Origin of the sequence: Erythrobacter sp. Alg231-14, from assembly GCF_900149685.1 — a bacterium.
GTDB lineage: Bacteria > Pseudomonadota > Alphaproteobacteria > Sphingomonadales > Sphingomonadaceae > Erythrobacter.
Genome location: NZ_LT702999.1, coordinates 39,954 through 56,092 on the forward strand (window position 1 = coordinate 39,954; position 16,139 = coordinate 56,092).

Below are 16,139 nucleotides of genomic sequence, written 5' to 3' on the forward strand. Positions count from 1 at the left end.
TGGGGGAGCGGTGATGACATCCGTAAAACTGGCAACAGACGCCGCTGGGCTCGTGCAATCACGCGCGCCAGCGTTCGGCGAATGTTTCCAAAAGCCACGCCTAGACAGGCTGAAACGGGCTTTGGCCGGGTTAATTCTGACCGCGGCTCTCTCCCTGCTCTTCAACGGTACGGCGTCGGCGCGAAACGTTGCGCTGGTTATCGCCAATTCCACATATGAAAACACATCCCAACTCGCCAATCCCAGCCGCGATGCGCGATTGATCTCTGGTGCGCTGGAAAGCGCGGGTTTTGATACAGTCGAGCTGGCCGAAAACCTGGATCAAGCCGACTTCCTCGCTCGCCTGCGCGAATTCCGCGAAAAGGCCGACGGGGCCGATGCGGCCTTGGTCTATTATGCCGGACACGGGGTCGAAAGTTCCGGCATCAATTGGTTGTTGCCGGTTGATGCGACGCTGGATTCCGAACGAGACATGCCTTTCGAAGCGGTCGAACTGGGTCGCATTCTCGACACACTTGAAGGCGCAAAACTCAGGATCGCGATCCTTGATGCGTGCCGCAACAATCCGTTCTCCAACCGCTGGCAGGGAGAAAACCGTTCCGTTTCGCGCGGGCTAGCCCCGTTGGAAGTTGACGATATGTTGGTGATCTATGCCGCTGCACCCGGTGCCTTTGCCTATGATGGTGCAGACGGCAATTCGCCATTTGCTTTGGCATTGGCCCGGCGCATCGTTCAGCCCGGATTGCCGGTACAAATGTTGGGCGGGATGGTCCGCGACGATGTTTTGTCTGCGACGGAGGGGGATCAAAGGCCTTTTATCTCGGCATCGATGACGGGTCGCCCTTTATTCTTGGTCGATGGGCCCGATGAAGCGATGGCGTGGCTGTCGGAATTGTACGTCGAAGATGATGCAGCGCCCGCGCCCTGTTCCGACTGCACCATTGAAAGCCCACCAACACAATCGCGATCAGTGGATTTTGTACGCGTGGTCGACACACTCGACACGATCCGCGATGTCGCCGGCGAAACAACCAGTGGTCTGGACGATCACACTTGGTTGGAGGCCGTTCAAGCGGACACAGTCAGCGCCTATCGCGCGTATCTGGAACGATATCCAGACGGGGCCTATGCGTCCTTTGCGCAGATCAACATCGCGCAATTGTTGGACCCCAACGCCACCGGGGGCGACATTGATAGCGAAAAGCCGTGGCTTATCTCACTCGGTGCGGCTTTGCCCAATCGATACGCGGTGGATATCGGAACGCCTTTGCCGATCGATGGCATTTGGCGCATATCCAGCAACAATAAGAGATTGCGGATTGAACGAGGACGCGCATTCGCAGTTGATGGTTGGAACCACGTTCTACTTTTCCGGGTCGAACCCGACCAAGTTACGATGACCAACATCCGTGAGGATGAACCCGGCACGTATTTGGGCCGCGACATCTTGTTAAGCGGGGACGCTGAAATGCGCCTGCGCAGCGACGGCAATCTTGATGTTACCGTCGGAACATTCCCTTTCCCCGCCAAATTTGTGTTGATCAGAGTGGCGTTGGATGATCCCAATGCCGCTTTAGACATTCCCGATGAATAACCGCGTTCATCTTCTGTATTTCAATGGGTTATAAAACATTTCATATGTCCAAGCTTTCCAATTTCCCAATCGGCCCAATTTCCGTTCGCATCCTTTATGCAGCGACATTGATTGCCCTGCCCAACGTCGCTTTGACCCACAGCCTTGCCGCGCAAGAGAGTGAAGCGGAGGCAGCCATTGCCGAAAACGGTGACGCAACTGCGCAAGCGCCGACTTGGTATTTTGAAGAAAGCGATATCCCGGTTGATCCGGGCTACACATTTGGCGTGCTCGAAAACGGTATGCGCTATGTCCTGCGCGAGAACGCGACGCCGGAAGGGACCGCGTTGGTTCGGATGCGCATTGACTCGGGTTCGCTGGACGAAACCGCGGATGAGCGCGGCCTTTCGCATTTCCTCGAACATATGGCGTTCAACGGATCGGCCGGTATTCCCGAAGGCGAAATGGTCGCCTTATTGGAACGAGAGGGATTGGCCTTTGGTGCCGACACCAACGCATCGACCGGTTTAAACGCGATCACCTATATGTTGAACTTGCCCCGCAATGACGAAGAATTGTTGGGGACCGCGTTGATGTTGATGCGTGAAACGGCCAGCGAATTGACCATCGCCCAAGACGCGGTGGATCGCGAACGCGGCGTTGTTTTGGCCGAACGCCGCGACCGGCGCGGATTTGCGCAACGCGCGCGCGAAGACGGCATGGAATTCACTGCTCCCGGTGCCCGTTTCATCGAACGGTTGCCAATTGGAACGCTCGAAAGCCTTGAGACGGCGAGTGCGGAGCAATTGCGTGGTCTGTATGAACGGACCTACACGCCGCGCAACACTGTCCTTGTCATCGTGGGCGATATCCCTGTCCCTGTGATGGAAGCTGCCATCCGCGAGCGTTTCTCCGATTGGACTGGCCCCGAAGCCCCAGAAGATCCGATAACGGGGCCCATTGATCCAACCCGGCAAGGATTGACCGACATCTACCTCGACCCGGCTTTGTCGGAAAGCGTTTCCATATCTGTGTTGGGCGAATGGATCGATGTTCCTGACACATTGACCAATCGCCAAGACGCATTGTTGCGCGGCGTTGGCTTTGGCATCATTTCACGCCGGTTGAGCCGTTTGGCGCGCGGCGAAGACGCTCCGTTTCGCCGCGCGGGCTACGGCGGGTCGAACCTGTTCGAAGACGCCCGCTCTTTCAGCATCAACATCTCAAGCGAAGACGGCAAATGGCGCGATGGCGTGTTGGCCGCCGTACGCGAAGTCAATCAAGCGCTGACCTACGGATTCACTCAGGCCGAAGTGGACGAACAAATCGCCAATATTCGCACCAGCATTGAAAACCGTGTCGCAGGCGCAGAAACGCGCAGCAATGGCGGATTTGCCAATGCCGCTTTGAACCTGGTGGCCAATGATGTGGTGCCCACTGTTCCCGAATTTCAATTGGAATTGTTCAACGCGGTCCTCCCCTCAATCACACCCGATGCCGTTCACACGGCGGTGGTGGAGCGGGCGCTGCCTTTCAACGATCCTGACAAACAACCCTTGATCCGGTTTCAGGGGCGCACCGCGCCCGAAGGCGGCGAGGAAGGCTTACGCGCCGCATTTGATGCCGCAATGGCTCTTCCGATTGCTGCACCCTTGGACACGGGATCGGTTGCGTTTGCCTACACCGATTTCGGCCTCGCTGGCTCGATCGTGTCAGACACCACAGAGGAACGGCTCGGCTTTCGCTACATCACCTTTGCCAATGGCGTTCGCCTAACCTTGAAAAAGACCGACATCCGCGAAGACCGGATCAGTTTCCGAATGTCGGTCGATGGCGGATCCTTGTTGAACACGCGCGATGATCCATTGCGCACATACTTGATCGGGTCGGTGCCATCGGGCGGCTTGGGACAACACAGCGCCGATGAATTGCAAAGCGTTTTGGCCGGTCGCAGCGTTGGCGTCCGGCTATCGAATGCGCCGGATGTCTTTAGCTTTACAGGCGGCACGACGCCGCGCGATCTCACGTTGCAAATGCAGCTTTTGACGGCGGGCCTTACCGATCCGGGATATCGACGCGAAGGATTGGAACGCTTCCGCCAAGGGATAGACAATTTCTTCGAAACGCTGCGTTCAACACCTGGCCGGGCATACGGTACGCAAGCCGGTGCAATCCTTTCCGGCGGCGATCCTCGCTTCTCTCTACAAACCCGCGACGAATTTTACGCGCTGGATTACGAAAAATTGGAAGCGGCAATTGGCGATCGCTGGGCAAACGGAGCGATTGAGATCGCTCTGGTCGGAGACTTTGAAGAGGACGACGCCATCGCCGCGGTTGCGCAAACCATCGGCGCGCTGCCATCGCGAGAGTCCGAATTCCTCCCCCGAACACAGGAACGGATACGCGCCTTCACCTCGGATCGCGGAGAGCACATTTTGCGTCACCAAGGCGAAGCGGATCAAGCGTTGGTCCGCTTGGTTTGGCCCACGACCGATGACAGTGATTTCGCCAAAGCAATGCGCGTCTCTTTGCTCGCTCGGGTGTTTCAAATTCAGCTAACCGATCGGCTCCGTGAGGAATTGGGTCAGGCTTATTCACCGCGCGCATCCAGTTCGATGAGCCGCATCTATCCCGACTATGGCAGCTTTACTGTCTCTGCATCTGTTGATGTCGATCAGGTTGGGCCGACACGCGACGCGATTGCCGCATTGGTTGATGAAATTCGGAATGAACCGATTGATCCAGACGTCATCGATCGGGCACGTGCGCCCTTGCTGGAGGCGTATGACAACGCGCTCAAATCGTTGGGCGGATGGATGGGCCTTGCCGATAGGGTCCAAAGCGAAGGCGATCGATTGGAACGATGGTTCATCGGCCCTGACATGCTGCGTTCTATCACCGCCGATGATATTCAAGGCGAAGCCCAACAATATCTCTCTATCGACAGCGCCGTCCAATTTTTGGTGCTGCCCGAAGAAAGCGACAATGAGGACCAAGAAGGCGGAGAGCAAACGGCTCCTTGATTGGAGACGTCATTTTTTGCCAACGAAGCCGTTGATTGCTGGCCCTTAGGCAATTGCGCCTTGGGCGGCATCCGTTATAGGCGTGATCCAGAACATCACCGGGCGTTACCGCCCCAATCAATCGCAGGACACGCTTTCATGAAAGTTCGCATTCTCGTCCGTCTCAAACCCGGCGTCCTCGACCCTCAGGGGCGCGCCGTGCACCATTCGCTCGACAGTTTGGGTTTTGATGGTGTCGATGATGTTCGGATAGGTCGCATGATCGAGATGGATGTCGCCGACAACACCAGCGACGACGCGCTCAACCAAATGTGCGAAAAATTGCTTGCGAATGTGGTGATCGAAGATTTTGCGATTGAAAAACTAACCAACGAAACGGAAGCAGCCTAATGAGCTTTCGCGCCGCAGTCGTCACCTTCCCCGGGTCCAATTGCGATCGTGATATGGCGGTCGCAATTGAAGCCGTTTCAGGACAGCCCGCTTTGCGTGTTTGGCATGGCGATGCCGACTTGCCAGACAATCTAGATTTTATCGCACTTCCGGGCGGATTTTCTTATGGCGATTACCTGCGCTCCGGTGCGATGGCCGCCAAAAGCCCCATTCTTCGCGCGGTCGTTGCAGCAGCAGAACGCGGCGTGCCCGTTTTGGGCGTGTGCAACGGGTTTCAGGTTTTAACAGAGAGCGGGTTGTTGCCCGGTGCGTTGATGCGCAATGCCGGTCAAACTTTCGTATGCCGGACGGTCGATCTTACGGTTGAGAACAACCAATCCTTGTTCACATCGGGGTTCGATCAGGGCGAAAAACTGCGTGTCCCGGTTGCGCATCATGATGGCAATTACTTCGCCGACGATGCGACATTGGCGGCGCTTGAAGGCGACAATCGCATCGCGTTCCGATACGCGGTCAATCCCAATGGATCGCTGCGTGACATTGCGGGTGTTTTGAGCGCCAATGGCCGTGTCTTGGGCATGATGCCCCATCCAGAACGCGCGATTGAACCCGCTGCCCATGCTTCGATGGGTGGATCGGATGGTCGCCGTGTGTTTGAGAACGTGATCGCCAACCTCGTAGCGGCATAAATCAACGCCACTTCGATCGATCTAGAAGCAATCGCCTCTTAAGCGATTTTGCGCAGCGCGGCTTTTCCGTTTGAGAACAGGCGCAACGCTTCTTCGCTGGACATTGGGCGACCAAAATAGAAGCCTTGGATCTTGTCACAGCCCAAATTACGGATCAGCTCCGCTTCATCCGCATCCTCGACACCTTCGGCCGTGGTTGTCATGTTCATGCTTTTCGCCATGGCGACAACCGCGTTGATGATCGCAAGGCTTTCATTGCTGCCCTGACCGGCGCCTTGGACAAAGCTTCGATCGACTTTGATCGTTGAGAATCGAAGTTTGCGCAGGTAGCCGAGCGACGAATATCCTGTCCCAAAGTCATCCAGCGCGATCGAACAGCCAAGCGCCATAGCTTGTTCCAAGGCATTGCGGGCGATGGTCGCGTCGCGCAGGAAGATGCTCTCGGTCACTTCAATCTCAAGACGCTCTGGGCGCAGACCGCTGGCGGCAAGGGCATCGACCACTTCCTGATGGAAATCGGGTTCAAGCAATTGCTCAGGCGAGACATTCACATTGACTTTGACGTCTTCGGGCCAGTTGCGCGCCTCATGACATGCTTGACGCAGGACCCATTTGCCGATCGGTACGATTAGACGAGTGTCTTCGGCCAATGGAATGAATTTGCCCGGGCTCACGAAGCCATGATCCGAACTGTTCCAGCGGACAAGTGCTTCGAAACTGACGACTTCTTCGGTACGCGCATCAACGACGGGTTGGTAATGGAGAACGAATTCATCCAATCCCAACGCCTTGCGCAAAGACGCTTCGAGTTGGCGGCGTTCTTCCGCCGATGCATGAAGAACCGGTTCAAACCGGCAATGTTCGCCGCCGCCCGCATCTTTTGCACGGTACAAGGCAAGGTCGGCGTTGCGCATCAATTCTTCGACCGTTTTGCCATCGCGCGGTCCAATTGCTGATCCGACGCTGGCGCCAACGTAAAGCGTTTGATGATCCACCAGATATGGTTCTGACAACGACTTTATCACCTTGTCTGCGAGATTGTGCAGCACGTCGAGATCGCTCGCATCGCGGATCACAATGGCAAATTCATCGCCACCCAATCGCCCAACCATAGCGTTGTCACTCATCAGGGATTCAAGCCGTGCCGAAACCTGGGCCAACATTTTGTCGCCGGTCATATGGCCCAAGGAATCGTTCACCGCCTTAAACCGATCGAGGTCCACCATCAGCAGTGCGCAACGCGTGCGCCAATGCTGTGCGTATTCCAACGCGTCGCCCAACGCTTCGGTAAGCATCAAGCGGTTTGGCAGCGAAGTGAGCGTATCGTAGCGGGCAAGATACGCGATCTTTTCGCTCGACTCGCGCTGTTCCGTCACATCCGAGCCAACGCCGCGGAATCCAACAAACTTGCCGCGTTCGTCGCGGATCGGTGTGCCGGACAATTCCCACCAACGATCAGCGCCATGGATTGAAACTTGGACAATCAAGTTTGAGAAGTTCTCGCGATTGCGCAACCGCTCTGCCAAATCGTGCAAGCTGGCTGGGAAATTGCCGCTTTCCCAATGGGCACCCGCGATCAATTCAAGCAAAGGTTGCCCTTCGACATCACGGTCCGACATATTCAATGCAAATGCAAAGCGCGGGCTAACCGAACGCAAGCGCCGCTGAGGATCAATTTCCCACAGCCAGTCTGCCTCGTTCTCTTCAAATTCTCGTAGAAGCAGTGAGACGACTTCTTCTTTTTCCGCAACGCCGTCCTCGGCAAGTCTAGCGGTCAAATACATGCGTGCGACCTGAACCGTGCCCAGAAACGTCGCGAGGGTGAAAAGAGTAACTGCACCTGCAACAAACCATTGCTGCGTCAAAACCGGCTGCACGATCCCTGCCGCGCCAACGATTGCGGTAAAGATCATAATGCTGATCGGTGACGTGGTGTAGAAATACACCGAACACGCCACCAACAACATTACCACCAGCAACAATGCCATCGCTTCTTCGACAGTGCCCAGCGGGGAAAAGACAACTAGCGGCACCGCCCACAACAGGCCAGAGAAGACTGATGTCGCGGCGTGTTGCCAACGTTCTGAAATCGAAACAGGACGACGATCGGCATCGGCCAACCGGCGATCCACCATCGCGCCGCGAATATGGACAAAGGCAAGCGCGGCGATCCATCCGCCCACCCAAATCGGCCCAGCCGACGCGAGATACATCTGCGCGACGAAAACACTAAGCAATGCGTGGACGTAGGCCCGATTGAACGTCAATTTTGCGAGCGCAGCGTATTGCAGACCACGCAGGCGCGCCCAATCGATATCCCCTTTACTCGACAGACCAAGCACCGCCAGAATTGGCAGATTTTGCTCGATCGACCGTTCGGGGGATGAAGGAGTATCGTTCACAATGCTTGCAGTTAACGCGAAAAGGTTAGTGGCAAGTAAAGCGCGGCGTTATTTTGCCGTCGGAAACCGTATTGTTGCGATAGGAATGTCCTTAGTGTGGTCTTTATTCAACCGTGACAGATTTCGCGAGATTGCGCGGCTGATCCACATCGGTCCCTTTAACCACAGCGACATGATACGCCAACAATTGCACCGGAATCGCGTAAACCAAAGGCGCGATGAGCGGGTGAACAACGGGCATTTCGATAGTCGCAAGGCATCCTTCGCCTGCCTGCTCTAGCCCTTTTGCATCGGAGATAAGCACCACTTTACCGCCCCGCGCGCGGACTTCTTCCATGTTCGACACGGTTTTTTCAAACAAAGGTCCCGATGGTGCGATCACCACGACGGGAACCTCATCATCGATCAGCGCGATCGGCCCGTGCTTCATCTCGCCGCTGGCGTAACCTTCGGCATGTATATAGCTGATTTCTTTAAGTTTTAGGGCGCCCTCTAGCGCCAAAGGAAAATCCTGACCACGGCCAAGGTAGAGCACGTCGCGCGCCGGCGCGATCAAGGGTGCCATAGCAGCGATGTCGTCATCATGATCAAGCGCCGCGTTCAATGCGGCGGGCGCTTCGAGTAAGTGTGCGACAACGTCCTTTTCCTGCTCCCGCGTGAGCTTGCCTTTGACGACCGCCATATTCGCCGCCAGCGCAGCAAGCACCGCCAATTGACAGGTGAACGCTTTGGTTGATGCAACGCCGATTTCGGGGCCTGCGTGGGTAGGCAGTAGCAAATCTGCCTCACGCGCCATCGAACTGGTCGGGACATTCACCACCACGCCAATGGTCTGACCTTCGGCTTTGCAATGGCGCAACGCGGCCAGTGTGTCGGCCGTCTCTCCGCTTTGGGAGATAAACAAAGCGAGGCCGCCTTCTTCAAGAACAGGTTCACGGTAACGGAATTCCGATGCGACATCGATATCGACCGGGACGCGAGCGAATTGTTCGAACCAGTATTTCGCCACAAGACCGGCGTAATACGACGTGCCACACGCGACAATCGTAAGTCGTTTCACCCCCGACAGATCAAAATCAAACTGAGGCAAGGCAACCGAATTGTCCTCTCGGCGCAAATATGACGAAAGAGTTTGCGCAACAACGGTGGGTTGTTCAAAAATCTCTTTCTGCATGAAGTGGCGATAATTGCCCTTCTCCACCGCTGCCGCTGACGCGCCCGACGGTTGAACTTGGCGGAATGTTTCGCGCCCTTCCTCGTCAAAAATCTGCGCGCGGTCGTTGCGAATAATCGCCCAATCGCCTTCCTCGAGATAGGTGATCCGTTGCGTCAACGGCGCCAACGCCAACGCGTCGGAACCAAAGAACATCTCCGGGTTATCTGGGTCTATTCCGTGACCAATCACCAATGGCGATCCCAATCGCGCACCGATCAACAAATCGGGATGCTGGCGAAACGCAATTGCAAGGGCAAAGGCTCCGCGCAATCGCGGCAACACCCTGCGCACCGATTCTTCGGGTGATGCCCCGTTTTCGATCTCGCGAGAGATGAGGTGAGCGACTACTTCGCTGTCGGTTTCGCTTTCAAACGTCCGGCCATCCTGCGCCAATTCGGCGCGCAGATCCTTGAAGTTTTCGATAATGCCATTGTGCACAATCGCGACTTCATCCGTCGCGTGTGGGTGCGCATTTGCCGATGTTGGCGCACCGTGCGTTGCCCACCGAGTGTGCGCAATCCCGATTGTTCCAGGGGCCGGATCATTTTCCAGAACACCGACCAGGTTCATCAATTTGCCTTCGGCGCGGCGACGGACCAATTTGCCATCATGCAAAGTGCACACGCCGGCGCTGTCATAGCCGCGATATTCCATACGACGCAGGCCATCGACCAAACGATCCGCCACTGCATCCGAACTCACGATACCAATAATGCCGCACATACGCTTTGATATTCCCTGTCTTGAAAATCGCGCCGGACAAAGGCCGGTCAATTGACGCCGTTAACCCTGTAAGGTTGAATAAGACTTGAAGAAAGCCACAAGGTTCGCGTTTTTTCGGGTTTCTATGTCCGTTTCGGTTGTGTCTTGGCATTTTGGTCCGGTTCCGGATTGATACCGTCGCGCCAGAGATACAGGCCAGCTGCTATGATCAATCCGGCACCCAGCACTGTGTACAGATCGGGCACGTCATCAAAGAACACCCATCCCATGCCGACCGCGATCACCATCTGAACATAGATTGTCGGTGCAACCTGCGCCGCGCCCGCGCGAGTGGTGCCGATATAGGCCATCCAATGGGCGATGCTGGCGGTGAGAGCCACAAGCGTACAACGCGCCACCACATCCCATTGCGGCCATCCAAAATCCAACGTTGGCTCTCCCGACATTTTTGCCGCTACAGACACCAATACAAGGATCGGGACGCACATTGCCGCGACAAAAACCTGCATCGATAAGGCGCTGCCCTGACCTGCGCTGGCGCGGTTGAGCACCATCAACACCGCGAAAAACACTGCGGAAATCAACGGTAAGATTGCGCCCCAACCCAAAAGCGCAAGGTTAGGGCGGAGGATAATAACGACCCCCACCAAGGCAACGACGGATATCACATAAACTTTGGGTTTCACCCTTTCGCCCAGGAAAATCCCTGCAAAGATTTGAGTGAGGATAGGCGATAGAAACGCGATGGCCATCGCCTCTGCCAAAGGCATGATGTAAATCGCCGAGAAAAAGCTCACCGAGGCAAATGATAGGCAAACGCCCCGTGCGATCTGCAACGGCCAGTTTTGAGGAACAAACGCCTTTGCCCCCTCGCTGCGCCACAGCAAGGCCGACAAAACCAATGCGCCAATTGAAAAACGCATCGCGGCCACCGCATAGGGCGGCCAAAGATCGGCCATGCTTTTCACCACAGCATCGCCCACCGACAAAATCGCAAAGCCGGTGACGGCATAAATCAACCCGCTGCGCTCCATCGGAGTCATGGTGTTTGGTCCATCATGGGTCGTCGGTGATTGTGTGTGTCCATGGCCCGCCGTGGGCTATGCCTCAGCGAAAGGCAAGCCATCGCGTCTGCCCGCCCATTCATGGTTTACGATTGCTTAATCCCCCCCCGGTAACACCACCTTTCATAGAGGCATTTTGTGCCGAAACCGGGGCCATTACGTTCATTATGACTAAGCTGATCATCCAAATACCCTGCCTCAACGAAGCAGAAGTGTTGCCCGACACGCTGGCGAAACTGCCACGCATTATTCCGGGCATCGATGCGATCGAATATCTCGTCATCGACGACGGCAGCCAAGACGACACGTCGGGTGTCGCGCGCCGTTGGGGCGTTCACCATGTGGTCCGCCATCGTCGCAATCGCGGACTTGCCGAAGCGTTTCGCAGCGGGATCGACAAATGTTTGGCTGAAGGTGCCGACATTATTGTCAACACCGATGCCGACGGCCAATATGAAGGCGCGGACATCGCGCATATCGTTGCCCCCGTTGCATCGGGTGAGGCAGACATTTGCATCGGTGACCGTTCCGTCGCCGGCAACGCCCATTTCGGCAGCGGTAAACGTCTGCTCCAACGGTTGGGCAGCTATGTCGTGCGCACTCTATCCGCAACGGACATCACCGACGCGGTAAGCGGGTTTCGCGCGATGAGCCGCGATGCCGCGCAACGCATCAACATCACCACCGATTTCAGCTACACGACAGACATGCTGATCCAAGCGGGCCGCAAACGGCTTGCCATCACCAGCGTGCCGATCCGCACACACGCCGCGACGCGCCCCTCGCGACTGTTCAAATCCATTCCGCGTTTCATCCAACAAACCGGCGTGACCATTCTGCGCGCTTACACAACGTTCAATTCTCTTCGTGTGTTTGTGGGATTGGGAATGCTGGCGACTGTCCTTGGATTGTATCCGATTGGCCGGTTCTTGTGGTTCTTTGCCACTGGAGACGGCGATGGTCATATTCAATCGCTTGTGATTGGCGGGGCGTTGCTGACCGTAGGTGTGCTGGTTTCGACGCTAGGCATATTGGCCGATTTGATCGCCACAAACCGCAAGCTGCTCGAAGCGAACATGCTCAAACTGCGCCGGATCGAAGAAAAACTGGAACAGCAAAGCGACGCAGCAATTGACGCTGCGGATGGTGACGACAAAACAGCCGCCTTTGTTGACGCTCCTATTTCGCGAGCTGGCTGATACGGCCACCCATGACCTTCATGGAAACAGCCTCCGCGTCAGACGAAAACGCACCACGAGAAGTGGAAACGGTCCCGCCCGAACAGCGGGACCATTCGCGTCTGGTGCTTATCGCGCTTGCCATCATAGCGTTGGTTCAATTCCAATTTGCTCTGACCCGGACGATCAACTGGGACGAATTCTATTTCTACGGTCAGATTGTTGATTTCACACAAGGCGACATCTTACGCCCCCTTCAAACGTTGCATGTACAGATATTCCAATGGATTCCTTCAGTCGTATCGAGCGGTGTTGATGGAATAATCATTGGCCGTGTGGTCATGTGGCTCTGCGCATTGATTACGGCTGGGTGTGTCGCGGTGATTTCCGGGGCGTTTGCGCGCCGCGACTATGCGTTGACCGCAGCGCTCATTTGGCTCGCAGCAGGTTTCACCATGCAACATGGATGGTCGTTCCGGACCGATCCGCTCGCCGCCGCCATGATTGCTGGATCGTTGGCGGTCTTGGCGCGTGCACGGCTGTCGATGGGTTGGATCCTCGTGGCCGGTGCGTTGATCGGGCTTGCCGGAATGGTGACATTGAAAGCGGCACTGTTCGCGCCTGCATTTGCCGGTTTGGCATGGCTGCGTTGGTCAAAGGGTCAATTCACAATCGCAACAGCGATGCGGAATGCAGCTATTCCAATTGTCGCAGCGTTCGTGTTTGCCGCGACATATGCTTGGCACGCCGCGATATTGAATGGCGGCGAAACAGCACAGGCCGCCTCCTATGCGGGCAACGTGGGTGGATCGATGTTGTTTGCGGGGTGGCCGATTTATCTGCATTTCGCTGTGAAGGCGGCGATCCTTTCTGTGGCGGCATTAGCCGCGATTGCAGTCACACTTGCAGTTCTAGTCAAACGCCCGCGCGATGAAGCAATTGCCCTTGCAGGGCTGATCGCGCCGCTGGCCGCCTTGCTGATTTATCGAAACACATTGCCGTATTTCTACCCCATGATGCTCGCGCCAGTGATCGCCGCCAGCGTGGTGGGCGTCGCCGCGATTGCCGATCGTTATGGATTGCGCGCCTTGATCGCCTATGCCGCGTTAAGCGGCGTTGTCGTTTGGGCGGTCGATGGCCCATCCCGCATGGATCAACAACGCGACATCCAAATCGCGGCGGATGAAATTTTCGGCACCCCCGTCGGCTATTTCGATTTTCCCGATTTGCTACCCGCCCATCGCAAGGCCAATGGTTTCCTTACGCGGTGGGGGATCGAGGGGACGTATGCCGGCGGCGGCGGATATTTCCGCAGCGTTTTGGAAGAAGAGACCGTACCGCTCCTTTTGACCGCAGAGCCCGAGCAAAACCCCACCCTCCTCGCTATGATGCACGAATTGCCACAGGCAGTTCGGTTCCGCGCCGAAGAGCGCGATGTCTTGCGCGCGACATATCGTCCATTTTGGGGACCATTCTGGCTTGCCGGACGGGACATTGCGCCCGGTGACGTCGTCCCATACGAAGTCATGGTGCCCGGACCCTATACCGTGACCGGGGAAGCAATTGCCATCGATGGCGAGTTATTCGAGGTCGGCGACGTGACTGAATTGGAACGTGGGATCATCAACCTGACTAATCCGGGCGAAGGGCAAGCCGGCATCATTTGGGGTGATGGTTTGAAACCACCGCAACGCGACGCGCCGGAACGCCCGTACTGGCGTGGGTTTTGATCGATGGACGCGTCTACCCCTGAAACCGCGAAACCGCGTGTTGTCTTCATCACCAGAAAATGGGGCCCAGCTGTCGGCGGGATGGAGACGTATTGCGAACGGTTGGCCGAGGAACTGGCAAAGATTCAACCGGTTGACGTCATCGCATTGAAAGGTCGTGACAATGGGCAACCGCCGAGTGTCTTGGCGCTTTTGTCGTTCCCTTTCATCGTGATTGGACGTCTGATCGCGATGGCCACCGATCGCGCATCACAAAAGCCGGAAATCGTCCATCTGGGTGACATGGCCATTTGGCCATTGGCATTGATGGCACGATTGTTCTTCCCATCGGCGCGGATAGTCTTGTCCGCGCATGGCACTGATGTCGCATACGGCGCACGTGGCGGCCTAAAAGGGTCCGCTTACGCAGCGTTCCTGTCACTGGGTGCTCGATTGCTATCAAAAGCGCGGGTCATCGCGAATTCTCGTGCAACGCGCGACCGATTGTTGTCGATCAATTGGAACAGCGACGCAGTTGTCCCCTTGGCCACAGATTTGCGCAGCGATCCAGCCGATGAAATTGACACCGATCGGATCGTTTTCGCCGGACGCTTAGTCCGACGAAAAGGATTGCATTGGTTCGTTTCCAACGTGCTCCCCCTCCTCCCGGAAACCGCGCGCATTACCGTCATCGGCACCCGATGGGACGAAACGGAGAACGCGGCTCTCAATCATCAGCAAGTCGAATTTCTTGGCCCAAAACCTCAAGCAGAATTGGCCCAGTATTTCGCAAAGGCCGCGTGCGTCATTGTTCCCAATATTGAAATTGAGAATGGGGAATATGAAGGCTTTGGTCTCGTCGCACCCGAAGCAGCCAGCGCAGGTGGCGTCGTTTTGGCGGCGGCCAGCGGCGGATTGCGCGACGCGGTGATTGATTGCGAAACCGGCTTTCAATTGCCCGCTGGCGACGCGCAAGCATGGGCCAAGAAGATCGCTGAGATCGCAAGCTGGTCAGAAACAGACCGCGCCGCTTTCGTCTCTCGATCCACCGCCAAGGCGCAAGAGCATTACAGTTGGAGCAGGGTCGCAGCAGACACGTCTGCCGCCTATTCCGATTGATCGCGCACCTATGCCGATTTGCGATTGCGCAACGATTTTAACGCGGTTCCTGGATCGTCCAAAACCGCACTCGCCAAATGCAGCAAATGCGCCCGGCCGTGCCACACAAACGCCGCGATCGACGCGGGCGAAGACAGTCCGCCAGCACGCGACAAAATGGCATCGGCCAACAATCCGGCGGTCATTTGCCGGACCCAGCGACGGTGCTGCGCGCTAGGCGCGGTGGCCGTGTCATACGCGACCATTGCATCGGCCCCGGCGATAGCTGTTCGAATTGCCTCAGGATCAGCCTTTGCGTTGTAGGAAAACAACGCCATCAAGGGCTCCAACCTTTCGGAGATCTCCGCCGGCAATCGCGCGCTTGAATGTCCACTGCCAATGGCCGCGCAATTTTGCGCTTGTTCGTGGCGTTTTCCATGAGTGATCGCCCCGTCATGGCGGCGATATTGGATCAATACATCGGACAAGCGGCTCGTCTTACCAAAAGCGGAAAGCCGACCCCAAAGGTCAAAATCCTGCGCCGTCCGATAAGTTTCATCATAAAAAATCGGTTCCCGTCCATCTGGGCATCGACGGAACATAAATGTGGGATGCGGAGCGGGTGGATTCCAACCCAGCGTCCAACGGACCTGCCAATCATCCAAAGGTTGATCTACGGTTCGGACACGATGGCCATCGGCATCAATCATCTCAAATCCAGACGTGACGCCAACATGGTCGGCATGCATTTCCATATGCGCGTGTTGGATCGCCAACCGATCGGGCAAACACACATCATCGGCGTCAATGCGCGCAATATACCCGCCCCACGCCTCTTGTAGGCCGCGGTTCAGCGACCGAGTTAGGCCGATATTTTCAGTGTTGGTGACCACGCGAATACGCGGATCCTTCGCCGCCGCCTCCGCCAAAATCTTGGGTGAGGCATCGCTGGACGCATCATCAACAATCAGAAACTCATAATCGTTGAAGCTCTGATGCGCGACGCTCGCCATAGTTTCGGCAAGGAATTGCGCGCCGTTATGCACTCCCATCAAGACGGTGATCGCTGGCATG

The 16,139-nt window shown here is 56.4% G+C and carries 11 protein-coding genes; 7 read left to right on the top strand and 4 right to left on the bottom strand.

What is annotated here, in order from left to right; all coding sequences use genetic code 11:
- Positions 1–13 precede the first annotated feature (13 nt).
- From BQ8290_RS00215 to purQ, 4 genes are all read left to right on the top strand, one after another.
- Positions 14–1,594 (top strand): caspase family protein, encoded by a 1,581-nt coding sequence (locus BQ8290_RS00215; RefSeq protein WP_108786592.1) that lies wholly within the window; start codon positions 14–16, stop codon positions 1,592–1,594.
- A gap of 44 nt (positions 1,595–1,638) precedes the next feature.
- Positions 1,639–4,596 carry an insulinase family protein gene (locus tag BQ8290_RS00220; protein WP_108791652.1) on the top strand — a complete coding sequence of 986 codons (2,958 nt, stop codon included), beginning with the start codon at positions 1,639–1,641 and terminating at the stop codon, positions 4,594–4,596.
- A gap of 138 nt (positions 4,597–4,734) precedes the next feature.
- Complete coding sequence (gene purS, locus BQ8290_RS00225; RefSeq protein ID WP_108791654.1) at positions 4,735–4,986, top strand: phosphoribosylformylglycinamidine synthase subunit PurS; 252 nt, start codon at positions 4,735–4,737, stop codon at positions 4,984–4,986.
- A complete protein-coding gene (purQ, locus tag BQ8290_RS00230) occupies positions 4,986–5,675 on the top strand; it encodes a phosphoribosylformylglycinamidine synthase subunit PurQ (protein ID WP_108786594.1) in 690 nt (229 codons plus the stop codon). The genes purS and purQ overlap by 1 nt, the downstream gene beginning before the upstream one ends.
- A 38-nt stretch (positions 5,676–5,713) precedes the next feature.
- On the opposite strand, the gene BQ8290_RS00235 is transcribed toward purQ, so the two are convergent.
- The 3 genes from BQ8290_RS00235 to BQ8290_RS00245 all read right to left on the bottom strand — a co-directional run bounded on the left by BQ8290_RS00235 (position 5,714) and on the right by BQ8290_RS00245 (position 11,059).
- Positions 5,714–8,077: an EAL domain-containing protein gene (locus BQ8290_RS00235; protein WP_108786596.1), complete on the bottom strand. Its 2,364-nt coding sequence runs from the start codon at positions 8,075–8,077 to the stop codon at positions 5,714–5,716.
- A gap of 103 nt (positions 8,078–8,180) precedes the next feature.
- Complete coding sequence (glmS, locus tag BQ8290_RS00240; RefSeq protein WP_108786598.1) at positions 8,181–10,016, bottom strand: glutamine--fructose-6-phosphate transaminase (isomerizing); 1,836 nt, start codon at positions 10,014–10,016, stop codon at positions 8,181–8,183.
- 122 nt (positions 10,017–10,138) lie between these two features.
- Positions 10,139–11,059 carry an EamA family transporter gene (locus tag BQ8290_RS00245; RefSeq protein WP_108786600.1) on the bottom strand — a complete coding sequence of 307 codons (921 nt, stop codon included), beginning with the start codon at positions 11,057–11,059 and terminating at the stop codon, positions 10,139–10,141.
- A 188-nt stretch (positions 11,060–11,247) separates the two neighbouring features.
- On the opposite strand from BQ8290_RS00245, the gene BQ8290_RS00250 reads away from it, so the two are divergent.
- The 3 genes from BQ8290_RS00250 to BQ8290_RS00260 are packed head-to-tail and all read left to right on the top strand — an operon-like array spanning position 11,248 to position 15,086.
- Positions 11,248–12,279 carry a glycosyltransferase gene (locus tag BQ8290_RS00250; RefSeq protein WP_108786602.1) on the top strand — a complete coding sequence of 344 codons (1,032 nt, stop codon included), beginning with the start codon at positions 11,248–11,250 and terminating at the stop codon, positions 12,277–12,279.
- 11 nt (positions 12,280–12,290) lie between these two features.
- Positions 12,291–13,988 (top strand): hypothetical protein, encoded by a 1,698-nt coding sequence (locus tag BQ8290_RS00255; protein ID WP_108786604.1) that lies wholly within the window; start codon positions 12,291–12,293, stop codon positions 13,986–13,988.
- A 3-nt stretch (positions 13,989–13,991) separates the two neighbouring features.
- Complete coding sequence (locus tag BQ8290_RS00260) at positions 13,992–15,086, top strand: glycosyltransferase (protein WP_108786606.1); 1,095 nt, start codon at positions 13,992–13,994, stop codon at positions 15,084–15,086.
- Positions 15,087–15,094: 8 nt separating this feature from the next.
- On the opposite strand, the gene BQ8290_RS00265 is transcribed toward BQ8290_RS00260, so the two are convergent.
- The gene (locus BQ8290_RS00265; protein WP_108786608.1) at positions 15,095–16,138 is read right to left on the bottom strand and encodes a glycosyltransferase; all 1,044 of its coding nucleotides are present in this window, start codon (positions 16,136–16,138) and stop codon (positions 15,095–15,097) included.
- Position 16,139 lies beyond the last annotated feature (1 nt).

What these genes read in the sequence shown, in the direction of transcription:
- BQ8290_RS00215 (WP_108786592.1), top strand. Translation starts at nt 14, where the DNA reads ATGACATCCGTAAAACTGGCAACAGACGCCGCTGGGCTCGTGCAATCA.
- BQ8290_RS00220 (WP_108791652.1), top strand. Translation starts at nt 1,639, where the DNA reads ATGTCCAAGCTTTCCAATTTCCCAATCGGCCCAATTTCCGTTCGCATC.
- purS (WP_108791654.1), top strand. Translation starts at nt 4,735, where the DNA reads ATGAAAGTTCGCATTCTCGTCCGTCTCAAACCCGGCGTCCTCGACCCT.
- purQ (WP_108786594.1), top strand. Translation starts at nt 4,986, where the DNA reads ATGAGCTTTCGCGCCGCAGTCGTCACCTTCCCCGGGTCCAATTGCGAT.
- glmS (WP_108786598.1), bottom strand. Translation starts at nt 10,016, where the DNA reads ATGTGCGGCATTATTGGTATCGTGAGTTCGGATGCAGTGGCGGATCGT.
- BQ8290_RS00245 (WP_108786600.1), bottom strand. Translation starts at nt 11,059, where the DNA reads ATGACTCCGATGGAGCGCAGCGGGTTGATTTATGCCGTCACCGGCTTT.
- BQ8290_RS00250 (WP_108786602.1), top strand. Translation starts at nt 11,248, where the DNA reads ATGACTAAGCTGATCATCCAAATACCCTGCCTCAACGAAGCAGAAGTG.
- BQ8290_RS00255 (WP_108786604.1), top strand. Translation starts at nt 12,291, where the DNA reads ATGACCTTCATGGAAACAGCCTCCGCGTCAGACGAAAACGCACCACGA.
- BQ8290_RS00260 (WP_108786606.1), top strand. Translation starts at nt 13,992, where the DNA reads ATGGACGCGTCTACCCCTGAAACCGCGAAACCGCGTGTTGTCTTCATC.
- BQ8290_RS00265 (WP_108786608.1), bottom strand. Translation starts at nt 16,138, where the DNA reads ATGCCAGCGATCACCGTCTTGATGGGAGTGCATAACGGCGCGCAATTC.